Source organism: Mycobacterium sp. ITM-2016-00316 (assembly GCF_002968335.2).
Classification (GTDB): Bacteria; Actinomycetota; Actinomycetes; order Mycobacteriales; family Mycobacteriaceae; genus Mycobacterium.
Map to the genome: position 1 here is coordinate 5,731,744 of NZ_CP134398.1, position 14,089 is coordinate 5,745,832.

At 68.1% G+C, this 14,089-nt stretch carries 11 protein-coding genes; 4 read left to right on the forward strand and 7 right to left on the reverse strand.

Annotation, left to right across the window (positions count from 1 at the left end; translation table 11 throughout):
- Nucleotides 1–10 precede the first annotated feature (10 nt).
- On the forward strand, nt 11–916 hold the full coding sequence (locus C6A86_RS27830) for a fumarylacetoacetate hydrolase family protein (RefSeq protein ID WP_105363101.1): 906 nt from the start codon (nt 11–13) through the stop codon (nt 914–916).
- Here C6A86_RS27830 and hrpA read toward each other — a convergent pair.
- On the reverse strand, nt 913–4,797 hold the full coding sequence (gene hrpA, locus C6A86_RS27835; protein ID WP_105363112.1) for an ATP-dependent RNA helicase HrpA: 3,885 nt from the start codon (nt 4,795–4,797) through the stop codon (nt 913–915). The two genes, C6A86_RS27830 and hrpA, sit on opposite strands and share 4 nt — an antisense overlap.
- Nucleotides 4,798–4,864: 67 nt before the next feature.
- Here hrpA and C6A86_RS27840 point away from each other — a divergent pair, with 67 nt between their 5' ends.
- Nucleotides 4,865–5,326, forward strand: a complete 462-nt coding sequence (locus tag C6A86_RS27840; RefSeq protein WP_105363102.1) for a hypothetical protein — start codon at nt 4,865–4,867, stop codon at nt 5,324–5,326.
- Here the strand turns inward: C6A86_RS27840 and C6A86_RS27845 are convergent.
- Nucleotides 5,287–6,189, reverse strand: a complete 903-nt coding sequence (locus C6A86_RS27845) for a mycobacterial-type methylenetetrahydrofolate reductase (protein ID WP_199196168.1) — start codon at nt 6,187–6,189, stop codon at nt 5,287–5,289. The two genes, C6A86_RS27840 and C6A86_RS27845, sit on opposite strands and share 40 nt — an antisense overlap.
- Before the next feature lie 46 nt (nt 6,190–6,235).
- On the opposite strand from C6A86_RS27845, the gene C6A86_RS27850 reads away from it, so the two are divergent.
- Entirely contained in the window at nt 6,236–6,991 is a 756-nt protein-coding gene (locus C6A86_RS27850) for a S9 family peptidase (RefSeq protein WP_105363104.1), read from the forward strand.
- Here C6A86_RS27850 and C6A86_RS27855 read toward each other — a convergent pair.
- From C6A86_RS27855 to C6A86_RS27870, 4 genes are all read right to left on the reverse strand, one after another.
- The gene (locus C6A86_RS27855) at nt 6,957–8,312 is read right to left on the reverse strand and encodes an FAD-dependent oxidoreductase (RefSeq protein ID WP_105363105.1); all 1,356 of its coding nucleotides are present in this window, start codon (nt 8,310–8,312) and stop codon (nt 6,957–6,959) included. The two genes, C6A86_RS27850 and C6A86_RS27855, sit on opposite strands and share 35 nt — an antisense overlap.
- A 79-nt stretch (nt 8,313–8,391) precedes the next feature.
- A complete protein-coding gene (locus C6A86_RS27860; RefSeq protein ID WP_105363106.1) occupies nt 8,392–9,678 on the reverse strand; it encodes a helix-turn-helix domain-containing protein in 1,287 nt (428 codons plus the stop codon).
- A gap of 43 nt (nt 9,679–9,721) precedes the next feature.
- Complete coding sequence (locus tag C6A86_RS27865) at nt 9,722–10,519, reverse strand: acetoin reductase (RefSeq protein WP_105363107.1); 798 nt, start codon at nt 10,517–10,519, stop codon at nt 9,722–9,724.
- Nucleotides 10,516–11,577, reverse strand: a complete 1,062-nt coding sequence (locus C6A86_RS27870) for a 2,3-butanediol dehydrogenase (protein WP_105363108.1) — start codon at nt 11,575–11,577, stop codon at nt 10,516–10,518. Before C6A86_RS27870 ends, C6A86_RS27865 begins: the two co-directional genes overlap by 4 nt.
- A gap of 96 nt (nt 11,578–11,673) precedes the next feature.
- On the opposite strand from C6A86_RS27870, the gene C6A86_RS27875 reads away from it, so the two are divergent.
- Entirely contained in the window at nt 11,674–13,518 is a 1,845-nt protein-coding gene (locus C6A86_RS27875) for an NAD(P)/FAD-dependent oxidoreductase (RefSeq protein WP_105363109.1), read from the forward strand.
- Here C6A86_RS27875 and C6A86_RS27880 read toward each other — a convergent pair.
- Nucleotides 13,515–14,084, reverse strand: a complete 570-nt coding sequence (locus C6A86_RS27880) for a hypothetical protein (protein ID WP_105363110.1) — start codon at nt 14,082–14,084, stop codon at nt 13,515–13,517. The genes C6A86_RS27875 and C6A86_RS27880 overlap by 4 nt on opposite strands.
- Between the last annotated feature and the right edge of the window lie 5 nt (nt 14,085–14,089).

Here is a 14,089-nt window from a genome sequence, read left to right on the forward strand (position 1 = left end):
TATTGGCCCCATGAAGCTGCGCCGCGTCCGCACCGAAGCTGGTCTGCAACTGGAAATGCTTGCTGCCGACGGTAATTGGGAACCCACCGCTGACGCCTTGATGCTCGGCGGGCAGATCTTCGACGCGCACTGGGAAGCCGCGACCGCCGACCGACATCTGCAGCGCAGCGACCGCCTGTTGCCCTTCCAGCCACTGTCGTTCCGCGATTTCATGCTCTTCGAGCAGCACAACATCGACGCCGCTCGCGGGCTGATCGAGCGCTTCCACCCCGTGTTGCACCGGGTGACCGCCACCTACGAGCGGGTCCTGGGCAGACCCGTCCCGCAGTTCAAGCCGAAGCCACTGTTCTACCGTCAACCCATCTACTACATGGGCAACGCCCAGACGTTCGTACCGACCGGAACACCGGTCGCGGCGCCGGAATACTCACACGCACTGGACTTCGAACTGGAACTCGGATTCGTGCTCGCGGCGCCCCTGTTCGACGCGACGCCCGCCGAAGCGCTCGACGCGATCGGAGCGTTTGTGGTGGTCAACGATTTCAGCGCCCGCGATGTGCAACGACCGGAGATGGACAGCGGATTCGGCCCGCAGAAATCCAAACACTTCCTGAGCTCGATGTCGGAGATCGCCGTGACCGCCGATGAGGTGTTGCCGCGGATCGGCAGCCTCACCGGCTCGGTCGCCATCAACGGCAGCCCGGTCAGCTCCGTGTCCAGCGCCGATATGCAGCACAGCATCGGCGATGTGCTGGCGCACGCTTCCCGTAGCGAACAGCTCTGCGCCGGAGAGCTGTTCGCCACCGGGACGTTGACAGGCGGCTCCGGCATGGAGACCGGGCACTGGCTGCGCCCCGGTGACACGCTGACGCTGACACTCGACGGAATCGGTCAGATCGAGCACGACATCCGCTAGCTGATCGCCGCTATCGCCTTGTAGATCCGTTGCTCGCTGACCGGGCGCGGGGTGCCCAGCTGCTGGGCCCACAGACTGACCCGTAATTCCTCGATCTGCCAACCGATATCGGTGACATCCACGCCGGCGGCGCGGGCCGGGGACAGTGTCCGCACCAGGTCGTCGTAGGCGTCCTCCACGGCGTGCACCCGGTCCATCCGCTCCCGGTCGGCGCCGAGCGCGTGCGGCAGCCGTTCCAGCCGCCGGCCGATCGCCAACAGGTAACGGGTCAGATCGGCCAACCGGGTGACACCGGTGATCGTGACGAAACCCTTGGGCAGCAGCCGATCCAGCTGCGCCCGGATATCGGCGACGGCGTCGGCCTGTGCCGTCGGCGGCCGGTCAGGAATGGCCACCTGCGCCTCGTGGGCAGCGGCCAGCACCTTGCCGACCCGCGCGGCGACATCGGAGGTCGTCGCTGCCAGCCGCTTGCCCACCTGCGCTGTCAGGGCGTCGAAATCGGCTTTGGTCCAGACCATTTCCCGGGCCAATGCATCGACGGCGGCGTCGGCGCAATCCTCCAGCAGAGCGGTCAGCGAGCCGTCCGGGTTGGCGTTCAGCGCGAGTCTGGCCCGGGTGTCGAGTCCGCGTTCCACCGCCTTGACCGGCGACGGCGCCGTCAGCCGCAGCAGCCGGCGCAGACCCGGCCGCATGGTGGCGATCTGTTCGGCCTTGGTCGCGAAGACCCGCACATCCACCCCGGCGCCGGTATCCACGAAGGCCGGAAACCCGCGAACGGTATGTCCGCCGCTGAGTTGTTCCACCGTGCGCGGCAATTCGGCCAGATCGGCCGGCCACGATGTCAGACCGGTGCGCTGCCACTCGCCGGCTACGGCCTGGGCCACCGCGCGTTGCACCGGGGCCGCCAGCCGATCCTGCAGCCCGGCAAGGTCCTTGCCCCGCGCCACCTCGGCACCGTCGGCGGTCTCCACCGCGAAGGTGACCCTCAGATGGTCGGGGATCTTGCTCAGGTCGAACGCCTCGATCGGCACCACCACACCGCTGCGCCTGCGCAACTCACGGGCCATCTCGGTCAGCAGGGACCCGGTTCCGGGGTTCAGGTCATCGAGGATGGCCCGTGCGGTGTCCGGGGCGGGTACGAAGTTACGGCGCAGATCCTTGGGCAGCGATTTGATCAGCGCGGTCACCAATTCCTCCCGCAATGCGGGTACCTGCCAGGGGAACCCATCGCCTCCGATGCGGGTGAGCACCTCGACCGGAACATGCACCGTGACCCCGTCATCGGCGGCGCCCGGTTCGAACCGGTAGGTGAGCGGCAGCGCCAGATCCTCGGTACGCCAGGTATCGGGGTGCTCGTCGGCGTCATCGGAGCGCAGCAGTTCGGCGCGGGTGAAGGTGAGCAGCTCGGGTGTCTTGTGCCGCTGCTTCTTCCACCATGCGTCGAAGTGCCTGGCCGACACCGCCTCCGGCGGAATCCTGGCATCGTAGAGGGCGAACAGCTCCTGGTCATCGATCACCAGGTCACGGCGGCGGGCCCGCTCCTCCATCTCCTCCAGCTCCGCGCGCAGTGCGGCGTTGTCCCGGAAGAAGTGGTGCCGGGTCTGCCAGTCACCCTCGACCAGCGCATGCTGGATGAACAGGTCGCGCGAGACCGCCGGGTCGACCTGCGCGTAGCCGACGGTTCGGCGTGGCACCAATGGCAGCCCGTAGAGCGTCACCCGCTCGAAGGCCATCACCGCGCCGCGCTGCGCGTTCCAGTGCGGCTCGCTGTAGCTGCGCTGCACCAGATCCCCGGCTACCCGCTCGATGGAATCTGGATCCACCCGTGCGGCGGTGCGACCGAACAGCCGGCTGGTCTCCACCAGATCGGCGACGACGATCCAGCGCGGTGGCTTCTTGGAGAGCACCGACCCCGGCGCCAGCACGAACTTGGTGTTGCGCGCGCCGATGTAGTCGCGGGTCTCGCCCTCCCGTAGGCCGATGTGGGACAGCAGGCCGGCGGTCAGCGCGGCGTGGATCCGGGCCGGATCGGCGTCTTCGTCGGATTCCCGGATGCCCAGATCGCCCGCGATGCTACGCAGCTGGCCGGCAAGATCCTGCCACTCCCGGATCCGCAGGTAGTGCAGGAACTCGTCCCGGCACATGCGGCGAAAGGCGCTGCCGGAACGCTCCTTTCGTTGCTCCCGCAGATAGCGCCACAGGTTCAGGTAGGACACGAAGTCGGAGTGCTCGTCGGCGAACCGGGCGTGCTTCTGGCGCGCGGCCTCCTCCCGGTCCACCGGGCGCTCCCGCGGGTCCGGGATGGACAGCGCCGCGGCGAGCACCAGCACTTCCCGCACACAGTTCTCGGTGTCGGCGGCCAGGATCATCCGCCCGATGCGTGGATCCAGCGGCAGCCGGGCCAGCCGGCTTCCCACCTCGGTCAGTGCGCCGGTGCCGTCGAACGCGCCGAGTTCCTGCAGCAACTGCACACCGTCGCGGATGCTGCGCGCGTCCGGTGGGTCCAGGAACGGAAAGTCCGCGATGTCACCGAGTTTCAGGGCGGCCATCTGCAGGATCACCGCGGCCAGGTTGGTGCGCAGGATCTCCGGATCGGTGTAGCGAGGCCGGGATTCGAAATCGGACTCCGCGTACAGCCGGATGCAGACACCGGGTGCGGTGCGGCCCGACCGGCCGGCGCGCTGTGCGGCCGAGGCCTGCGAGATCGGTTCGATGGGCAGTCGCTGCACCTTGGTGCGCCGGCTGTAGCGGGAGATGCGCGCGGTACCCGGGTCGACGACGTAGCGGATGCCCGGCACCGTCAGCGAGGTCTCGGCGACGTTGGTGGCCAGCACGATTCGCCGGCGGGCGGTGCTGGGAGTGAACACCTTCTGCTGCTCTGCGGTGGATAACCGGGCATACAGCGGCAGCACCTCGGTGCCCTGATCCACCAGACCACGCAGGGCGTCCGCGGTGTCGCGGATCTCGCGTTCCCCGGACAGGAACACCAGCACGTCGCCGGGCGGCTCGGCCTCCAATTCGCCGATGGCGTCGACGATGGCCTCGGTCGGATCGCGTGCCTCGGTACGCACGATCTCGTGGTCCGGGTCGTCGGGATCGTCACCCGCCTCGGTGGCCACCGGCACCTCAAGTGGCCGGTACCGGATCTCCACCGGGTAGGTCCGCCCCGACACCTCCACGATGGGCGCCCCGTTGAAGTGCTCGGCGAAGCGCTGCGGCTCGATGGTCGCCGAGGTGACGATCACCTTGAGGTCGGGGCGGCGCGGTAACAGCTCACGCAGGTAGCCGAGCAGGAAGTCGATGTTGAGGCTGCGCTCGTGCGCCTCGTCGAGGATCAGGGTGTCATAGCGCAGCAGCCGGCGGTCACGCTGGATCTCGGCCAGCAGAATGCCGTCGGTCATCAGTTTGATCAACGTCGAGTCGCTGGCCTGATCGGTGAACCGGACGGTGTAGCCGACCGTGGAACCGAGCGGGGTCCCGAGCTCGTCGGCGATGCGCTGGGCCACCGTGCGGGCGGCCAGCCGGCGCGGCTGGGTGTGACCGATGGTGCCGCGGATACCCCGGCCCAGCTCCAGACAGATCTTGGGCAGCTGGGTGGTCTTGCCCGAACCGGTCGCCCCGGCGACGATCACCACCTGGTTGTCACTGATGGCTTCGGCCAGCTCGGCGCGGCTGTCGGTCACCGGCAGGTCCGGGTAGGTGATCTGCGGGACGGCTGCCTGTCGGGTGAGCACCAGCGCTTCGGCGGCGGCGAACTGCTTGATCAGCGCTTCCGGGGCGTCACCGTGCAACCCCTTGAGCCGCCGCCCGAGGCGCGAGGCGTCCCGGAATGTCAGATCGTCGAGCTTGGTGCGCAGCGCACGCACAGAGGGATCGGACACTCGCGCCAGGATAGGCGGTTGACCATCACCCCCGCCCGGGTGCACGCTCGAGGTCTGGGAGGTGTCCATGAACGACTACTTCGGCACCATGCTTCGCGACTGCCTCGATGTCGGGAGCCGCTCCAGTCCGCAGATCACCCGCTCGCAGTTCCCGGAGCTCATCACCGACGACGTCCGGCTGCACGTGCTGGCCGGCCGGGTGGCCGCCGCCGAATGGGGCCACACCGAGGCGCATGCCCCGGTGAAAGTCACCGCCACCCACATCGTGGCCACCGAGCACGGTCTGCTGTATGCGGCGATGCTGACTGCCCCGCACCACGACCCGTGGCATTACCTGGCCGTGCCGCACACGCTGTTCGACCGGATCGCCGACCGGGTGCACGACGCGCCGCCGGCGAGCGGGGCGGTCGCGGCGGTGGACTGTCGCCTCGACCATGACCTGACCTCGATGTGGCAGTTCGAGGCCGCGCTGCGCAGGATGCTGGCCGACTATCCGGCGTTCGAGCTGGAGCTTTCCGGCGCCCAGTAGTCGAGCATCGCGGCGAAGGTGTCGAAGGCCGGCGCCGACGGACCGTAGGCCGCCTCGAAGTGCACGCTCAGCGGGAAGCCGAGCCCGCCGACACCGTCGACCACCCGCTTGTACAGGTCCAGCATCTCCCGGCGCTTGGCGTCGGGGTCCAGCGGCGCCAGCCTGCTGACGAACTCCTGTTCGGCGGCCACGGCCGCGTTACCGGCATCCTGGATGAGCCAGTTGATCAGGCCGATCTTGGTTTCCAGCTTCGGCACGAAACCGAAGGACAGCAGGATCTCCGGACGGTGTTCGGTGGTGCGGGCGAACTCGGTGAGGAAACCGACGATGGCGTCCGAGTACAGCAGCTGGGTCATCCCGTAGGTGGCGCCCTGGTTGCACTTGAAGTTGAAGCGGCCCTGCTCACCGTCGCGGGTCGGGATCAGGATGACCCCGCGGTTGGGCACCAGGCTCTCGAACGTGGACAGCGCATCGGTGGGGGCGACACCGCCGCCCTCGCCGTCGCTGAGCGTGCGCGGCACCCCGACGAAGGCGATGCCGTCGAAGTTCGCCCCGTTCAGCTCGGTGAGCCTGCCGCGCAGCGCCGGCTCGTCCAGGAAGGACGTGACCTGCGTGCACAGTCCGCGGGATCCGGGCAGTTCGGGCTGGATCAGCGACCAGTACTCCAGCACGTCCATCTTGGGCTTCATCTCGATCGGGCGGTCGTCGTCCTCGTCGATCATCCCGGGGATCATGACGTGCCCGATCCCGACGCCCCTCTCCTGCGACAACGTGCGGACCTTGATCGCCTCTTCGACGGCGTACTGCGCACCCCGTTCCACGTTCGGTGGGACGAGTTCGAGCGCGACGGTATTGAGCGGCACGAACGCCACCCTAAGGTGCGGGGCATCGCCGTGGTAAACCCTGGGCATGGCTGAACGCGTCACCTTCCCCAGCGCGACCGGACCCGCCCTGGCCGGTCTCATCGACCTCCCCGAGGGTCCGGTGCGCGGTTGGGGGGTCTTCTCGCACGGATTCACCCTCGGCAAGGACTCGCCCGCCGCGGCACGGATCTGTAAGCAGTTGGCCGCCGACGGGATCGGCATGCTCCGCTTCGATGCGCTCGGCCTCGGCGGCTCCGAGGGCGACTGGGGTGACGGATCGTTCACCTGCAAGGTCGACGATGTCATCGCGGCATGCCATTTCATGACCGCGCGCGGTACCCCCGCCGATCTGCTGGTGGGCCATTCGTGGGGCGGCGCGGCGGTGCTGGCCTGCGCGCGTGACTGCGACGGGGTGCGCGCCGTGGTCACCGTCGGCGCGCCGTTCGACCCCACCCATGTCGAGCACCAGTACGACGCCTGTCTGGATCAGGTGTTCGCCGAGGGCAGCGGGCAGTGGATGGCGGGCGGCAAGACCCTGACGCTCAAGCGCGCCTTCGTCGAGGACGTGCGGCGCGCCAAGCTGGACGACAAGATCAAGGGTCTCCGGTTGCCGCTGCTGATCCTGCACTCGCCGACCGACAACACCGTCGGCATCGAGAACGCCAGCGATATCTTCCGGATGGCCCGCCACCCCCGCAGCTTCGTCTCGCTGGAGGGTTCCGAGCACCTGCTCACCGGGCCCGGTCAGGCCAAGCGGGCCGGCCGCATCATCGGTGCGTGGGCGGACGCCTACCTGCGGTGATCATGTCCGCCCGCGGCACCAGCTTGACCCGTTCACGGCCCTGCTCGGCACCGAGGGCGACCTCGTGGGCATCGAGTCGTTCCCATTCGGCCCAGGTGGTGTAGTCGACCCCGTTGCCGGACAGGTGGCCCAGGATGGCGTCCGGATCATCGACCTCGGGCGCGCGCAGGCCCGGCAGGTCCGCCAGCAGGCTGGCAATCGTCTCGGCCGCATCGGATTTGGTGTGACCGATCAGGCCGATCGGTCCGCGCTTGATCCAGCCCGTGACGTAGGTCGCGTCCACCACCATCCAGTCCGCGTCGAGCACCCGTCCCGCGTCGTTGGGGACCACACCACCGTGGTGGTCGAACGGCAGATCGGCCAGATGCGAGGACAGGTAGCCGACCGCGCGGTAGACGGCCTGCACCGGCCAGTCGGTGAATTCCCCGGTACCCCGCACGGTTCCGTCGCCGATCAGCTCGGTGCGTTCGGCGCGCAGCCCCTCCACCGCATCGGTGCCGAGCACCGCGACGGGCGACTGGCAGAGGTGGATGTGGATCCGGTGCGGCGCGTCGGTCGCCTCACGGTCCATGTACTTCATCATGGTGTCGACGACGAGCTTGATCGACTTGGTCGAGTTGATGGCCTTCTGGCTGGCCTCGTCGATCTCGAATCCCTCCGGGTGCACGATGACGTCCACACTCGGCGAGTGCGACAGTTCACGAAACTCCATGGGCGAGAACTTGATCTGGGCCGGGCCGCGGCGGGCGAAGACATGAATGTCGGTCGCCTTGTTCAGGGCGAGCCCCTGATAGACATTGCCGGGGATCTCGGTGCCGAGCTGTTCATCGGCGGGTTTGGCCAGCATCCGAGCGATGTCGAGGGCCACATTGCCCGCGCCAAGGACGGCGACCTCGCGGGCCTCCAACGGCCAGGTGCGCGGCACGTCGGGATGTCCGTCGTACCAGGACACGAAGTCCGCGGCGCCGTAGCTGCCGGGCAGGTCGATACCCGGGATATCCAGTGGGCGGTCGCGACGCGCGCCGGTGGAGAAGATGACGGCGTCGTAGTGGCGGCGCAGATCGGTCAGCGTGATGTCGGTGCCGTAGTGCACGTTGCCGATGAAGCGGATCTCGTCCCGCGAGAGCACCCGGCGCAGCGCCTTGATGATCTCCTTGATCCGTGGATGATCGGGCGCGACCCCGTACCGAACCAGCCCGTACGGGGCCGGCAACCGGTCGAACAGGTCGACGCGAGCATCCTTGTATTCGCTGGTCAGGATGTCGGACGCATAGATACCGGCCGGACCGGCCCCGATGACAGCAACCCGAATCTTTCGCATGAGCACCTCACTCAACTGTAAGTAAGGTGACCCTAACTTGGTACGCGCGTACCGCAAGACTTTCCCTCAGAGATCCCGGTCACAGGCTCTGATTGCGGATCGCGCACACCGCGGGCGCCGACGACCCCGGCAGCAGCGCGCCCGGATCCGCCGGCCGGCACACGTCCACCACGACGCCATCGGTGAAGCGATACGGCTGGCCGGCGATCAGACCGACCAGTTGCCGTCGCAGCCGGGACATCTCGGCACGGACGGTGACCACCCGGGAGCGGTCGCCGTACAGGTCGGCGGCCAGCTCGGGTGCGCTGCGCCCTTCGGGGCGGGTGGCGAGCACCAGCAGTATCTCGGCGTGCCGCGGAGAGATGTCGCGGCACCAGGTGCCCGACTGGCCCACCATCGACAGCGTCGGCGCGCTGTGGTTGCGCAGGTCCAGCGTGGCACGCCCGGCCGGGCCGTCGGCCGCCATTTCCTCGACCGGGCGCACCAGCCAGCCGCCCGACAGCGGCTCCAGCTCACAGGCACCCAAGGCCGGTATCCATGCCCGGCCAGCTCCGGCATTGTGCGGCAACAGGATCCGGTTGTGCGGCGGCAGCGAATCCACTGCCGCCACCCAGCCCTCCGGGTCGACCGCCAGCGCCGGCGAGCCCATCCGGGCCAGCATCGGAGCGGCGACCGCCCGCAACTGGTTCAGCGTGCGTTCGTGGGCTTCGCGCAGCCGCGATTCCGCCAGACGCGCCACCAGATCCACCAGTGCCACGGTGGTGGGGTGCACCGTGGACGCGGGTCCGGACACGTCGACGGCGCCGATCACGTGCCCGGTGCGGGGGTCGCGGATGGGCGCGCCGGCGCACGTCCAGGCGTGGTGGCTGCGCAGGAAGTGCTCGGCGGAGAAGATCTGCACCGCTCGCCGGGAGACCAGCGCGGTGCCGATCGCGTTGGTCCCCACCGCGGGTTCCCCCCAGTTGGCTCCTTCGACGAAGCCCAGCCGGTCGGCCTGCGACAGCACCCTCGGCGTGCCCGACCGCCACAGCACCCGGCCACGGGCGTCCGCCACCACCAGGATGTTGTTGCCGTCGGCGATCACCGACTCCAGTCCGCGCGAGATGTCCTCGAGCACCGCCGTCAGACCCGAGGACTGCCGCAGCAGATCCAGCCCGCTGCGGTCCACATCCGGCGGGTCGTGATGCTCGGGGTCAATTCCACTGCCCAGCAGCCTGTTCCAGGAATCCGCGATGACCGAGCGTGGCCTTGCGGGCGACCGGGATCCGGCCATCGTCGCGTCGTACACCTCGGAGAGCAGCATGGCGTACCGACGCGGGTCGTCACCGACGGCGACCGCGGGCTCGGGGATCGAGGAGCCGGCCATGGTCCCGATTGTGCTCCCCGTCACACGGGCTGTCACGGGCAGGTCACCGGTAGACCATGCCCCCGTCGATCAGGCCGGCCTGTCCGGTCATGTAGTCCGCGCCAGGCCCGGCCAGGTAGGCGACGAATCCGGCGACATCCTCCGGTGTCTCCGGCCTGCCGAGTGCGATGGTGGCGGAGAACTTCTCGAAGGTCTCCCCCTCGGCGGCGCCGGTCAGTTCGGCGAACCGCTTGTCGATCTCGACCCACATGTCGGTGCCGACGACCCCCGGGCAGTACGCGTTGACGGTGATGCCGTCCGCGGCGTGCTCCTTGGCCGCGGCCTGGGTGAGTGCCCGGACCGCGAATTTGGTGGCGCTGTAGGGGCCGAGCATCGCGAACCCCTCGTGGCCCGCGATGGACGAGGCGTTGATCACCTTGCCCCTCGTGCCGAGCTGGGTGAACTTGGCGACCGCGGCCTGGATGCCCCACAGCACACCGTCGACGTTGATCGCCCACAGCCGGGACAACTGTTCCGGTGTCACCTCGGCAATCGGACCCACCAGGGCGATCCCGGCGTTGTTCACCATGATGTCGAACCCGCCGAGCGAGCTCGCCGCGTGCTCCACGGCCTCGAAGACCGCCGCGCGGTCCGAGACATCGGCGACGAATGTGGTGACCTTGGAGCCGATCTCGGTGATCTCGTCGGCGACGTCGGCCAGCGTATCGGCGCTGACATCGACCAGCGCGAGGTCGGCGCCCTGGCCGGCCAGCTCATGGGCGATGCCGCGGCCGATACCGCGGCCGGCACCGGTCACCAGTGCCACCTTGCCGAGCAGCGGGGCGGGGATCGTGCGTGTCATGACGGGTCCTTCGGGTTGGCGGGATCGACCAGAACCTTCATCTTGGTTCCGGCATGTAGGGCCTCGAAGCCCTCGTCGATGACGTCCTCGATACCGATGGCGGTCACCCAGCCGGTGGTGTCATAGGCCCCGCGCGACATCAGATCGATGACGGCCTCGAAATCGGCTGCCGTGTAGCAGAGCGAGCCCTGGATGCGGGATTCGTTCATCACGAGGTTCAGCAGCGGGGTGGTCAGCGGTTTCTCATAGATCGCCACGCTGACCATGGCCTTGCGCGCACCGATGCAGGCCAGCGCGGTCTCGACGGCGGGCGCCACCCCGGCCGCGTCATACACCGCGCCGGCGCCCCGGCCGCCGGTGTGGTCGGCGATGAAGGACGGTACGTCGACGGCTGCCGGATCCAGGGTTCGGGCGCCGAGCGACTCGATGGCGGCGCGCCGCGTGCCGGACGGCTCGACGACGAAGGTGTCCTCGATGCCCTTGCCGCGCAGGGCGAACCACAGTCCGATGCCGATGGGACCCGCGCCGAACACCATCGCGGTGTCACCGGGGTGCGCATCGCCCAGTGTGGCCGCGTGATAGGCCACCGACATCGGCTCCACCAGGGCGCCCAGTTCCAGCGACACATTGTCGGGAAGCTTGTGCAGCATGTCGGTGGGCACGACGGTGTATTCGGCCATCCCGCCGTCGGACATCAGCCCGTGGAAGCCGATCTGGGCGCAGATGTTGTAGGTGCCGGCCTGACACGGCCCGCACTTCCCACACCGGTAGATCGGCTCGATCGCCACCCGGTCACCCTCGGCCCAACCCTGGACGTCGGCGCCGAGCGCGGTGATGGTGCCGGAGAATTCGTGGCCCATCACCAAGGGAAGTTGCCGGCCGGTCAGCGGGTGCGGTGTGGTCGGCACGAAGATCGGCCCGGCATAGTATTCGTGCAGGTCCGTGCCGCAGATGCCGTTGAATCCGACCTGCACCTTGACGGTCCCCGGCCTCGGCTCGGGCTCCGGTACATCGGTCACATCGACTTTGTTCGGCCCGTAGTACACAGCTGCTCTCATGCATGCAGTTCTATGTGACCTGGCGCACATCGCGAAAGAGTTGCAGGGGGTTGCAGCCCTTGCGTTCGCGTCGAGACCGGGTGTGTGCTGGCTCACATGACACAGATCGCTGATCTTCACGTTGCCCCCGCCCCCCGCACTTCGCCGCAAGAACGTGTCGACGCCTGGCTGTCCCAGTTCGAGACGGCCCTGGCCACCCGCGATATCGCGCGGGCCACCGCGATGTTCGCCGTCGACAGCTTCTGGCGCGACCTGGTGTCGTTCACCTGGAACCTGAAGACGATGGAGGGCCGCGACGCGATCGGCGAGATGCTGCAGAGCCGACTCACCGGTACGGATCCGTCCCGGTTCCGCACCCGGGAACCGGCCACCGACGACGGTGAGGGCGTCGTGTCGGCGTTCATCGACTTCGAGACCGCGGTGGGCCGCGGCACCGGGCACCTGCGCTTGAAAGCAAGCGACGACGGGGCGGATACAGCGTGGACCCTGCTGACCGCATTGCAGGAACTCAAGGACCATGAGGAGCGCAAGGGCCCCACCCGGGTGCTCGGCGCGGTGCACGGGTCCGACCCGGACACCCGGTCCTGGGCGGAACGCAAGCTCGACGAGGACCGCGCGCTCGGCTACTCCGAGCAGCCCTACATCCTGGTCATCGGCGGCGGGCAGGGCGGAATCGCTTTGGGCGCCAGGCTGCGTCAGCTCGGCGTACCCGCGATCGTGGTCGACAAACACGAACGGCCCGGCGATCAGTGGCGCAAACGCTACAAGTCGCTGTGCCTGCACGACCCGGTCTGGTACGACCACCTGCCCTACCTGCCGTTCCCGCAGAACTGGCCGGTGTTCGCGCCGAAGGACAAGATCGGTGACTGGCTGGAGTTCTACACCCGGGTCATGGAGGTACCCTACTGGTCCAAGACCACCTGCCTGTCCGCATCCTTCGATGAATCCGAACAGCGCTGGACCGTCGAGGTGGACCGTGACGGCGAGCGGCTCACCCTGCACCCGACGCAGCTCGTGCTGGCCACCGGGATGTCGGGGAAGCCGCATGTGCCGACGTTCCCCGGACAGGACGAATTCACCGGGGAGCAACACCATTCGAGCCACCACCCCGGCCCGGATCAGTACGCCGGTAAGCGCGCCGTGGTCATCGGATCCAACAACTCCGCGCACGACATCTGCAAGGCACTGGTCGAGAACGGGGTCGACGTCACGATGGTGCAGCGCTCATCCACCCACATCGTGAAATCGGATTCGCTGATGGATCTCGGGCTCGGCGACCTGTACTCCGAGCGCGCGCTGGCGGCCGGAATGACCACCGAGAAGGCCGATCTGACGTTCGCATCCCTGCCGTACCGGATCATGCACCAGTTCCAGATCCCGATCTACGACGCGATTCGCGAGCGGGACAAAGACTTTTATGACCGGCTGGAAGCTGCCGGCTTCGACCTGGACTGGGGCGATGACGGCTCGGGGTTGTTCATGAAGTACCTGCGCCGCGGCTCCGGCTACTACATCGACGTCGGCGCGTGTGATCTGATCGCCGACGGCAGCATCAAGCTCGCGCACGGCGATGTGTCACACCTGACCGCCGACAGCGTCGTGCTGGCCGACGGTACGGAGCTGCCCGCCGATGTGGTGGTGTACGCCACCGGGTTCGGTTCGATGAACGGCTGGGCGGCCGATCTGATCGGTCAGGATGTCGCCGACAAGGTCGGCAAGGTGTGGGGCCTGGGCAGTGAGACAACCAAGGATCCCGGACCGTGGGAGGGCGAGCAGCGCAACATGTGGAAGCCCACCCAGCAACCCAATCTGTGGTTCCACGGCGGCAATCTCCATCAGTCGCGGCACTATTCGCTCTATCTGGCGCTGCAGTTGAAGGCCCGCTACGAGGGTCTGCCGACGCCGGTGTACGGGCTGCAGGAAGTACACCACCTCAGCTAGCAGCCGCCGTCGACGGTGCGGTCCGGTCGGCCGTCACCGTCGACGGCGATGTCGACGACACCGCTGGACAGCACGGCCCGGATCGATGTCGGACCGCTCCAGCCAATGGTGTTCAGCGACAACAGATCGCCGTTGACGCAGCCAAGGTCGTATTCGCGGGACAGCAGACCCTGGTGGGTGCGTACCCGCAGTTCCCACACCGGATCCGGCGCGAGGGTGGCGCTGCCGCTGAGGACGACAAGTTCCAGTGAGGCGCCGGGCGACGCCTGCCGCGATTCGACGGTCAGGTCGGACTGGAAAGCCGTCGCGAGCCACCCGGCGAATGCCACCGACGCCGCACCCAGCACGCAGACCGCGGCGCCACCCCAGCGGATCAGTGGCTTCCGCAGACCCAGCACGCAGGCCAGCCCCAGTGCCACACCACCGATCGCGGCGAACAGCAGCGGGTGAAAAAGCCACGGGCGCAACAGATAGAAGCGGTATCCCACGATCCCGCCGATGGCCAGAGCACACAGCAGGGCGCCGACGATGGTCAGGACGAGAGCGGCGCTCCGATGCTTCTGCACCGGGT

Coding starts and splice junctions, on each gene's coding strand:
- C6A86_RS27830 (WP_105363101.1), top strand. CDS start 11: ATGAAGCTGCGCCGCGTCCGCACCGAAGCTGGTCTGCAACTGGAAATG.
- C6A86_RS27840 (WP_105363102.1), top strand. CDS start 4,865: ATGAACGACTACTTCGGCACCATGCTTCGCGACTGCCTCGATGTCGGG.
- C6A86_RS27850 (WP_105363104.1), top strand. CDS start 6,236: ATGGCTGAACGCGTCACCTTCCCCAGCGCGACCGGACCCGCCCTGGCC.
- C6A86_RS27855 (WP_105363105.1), bottom strand. CDS start 8,312: ATGCGAAAGATTCGGGTTGCTGTCATCGGGGCCGGTCCGGCCGGTATC.
- C6A86_RS27860 (WP_105363106.1), bottom strand. CDS start 9,678: ATGGCCGGCTCCTCGATCCCCGAGCCCGCGGTCGCCGTCGGTGACGAC.
- C6A86_RS27865 (WP_105363107.1), bottom strand. CDS start 10,519: ATGACACGCACGATCCCCGCCCCGCTGCTCGGCAAGGTGGCACTGGTG.
- C6A86_RS27870 (WP_105363108.1), bottom strand. CDS start 11,577: ATGAGAGCAGCTGTGTACTACGGGCCGAACAAAGTCGATGTGACCGAT.
- C6A86_RS27875 (WP_105363109.1), top strand. CDS start 11,674: ATGACACAGATCGCTGATCTTCACGTTGCCCCCGCCCCCCGCACTTCG.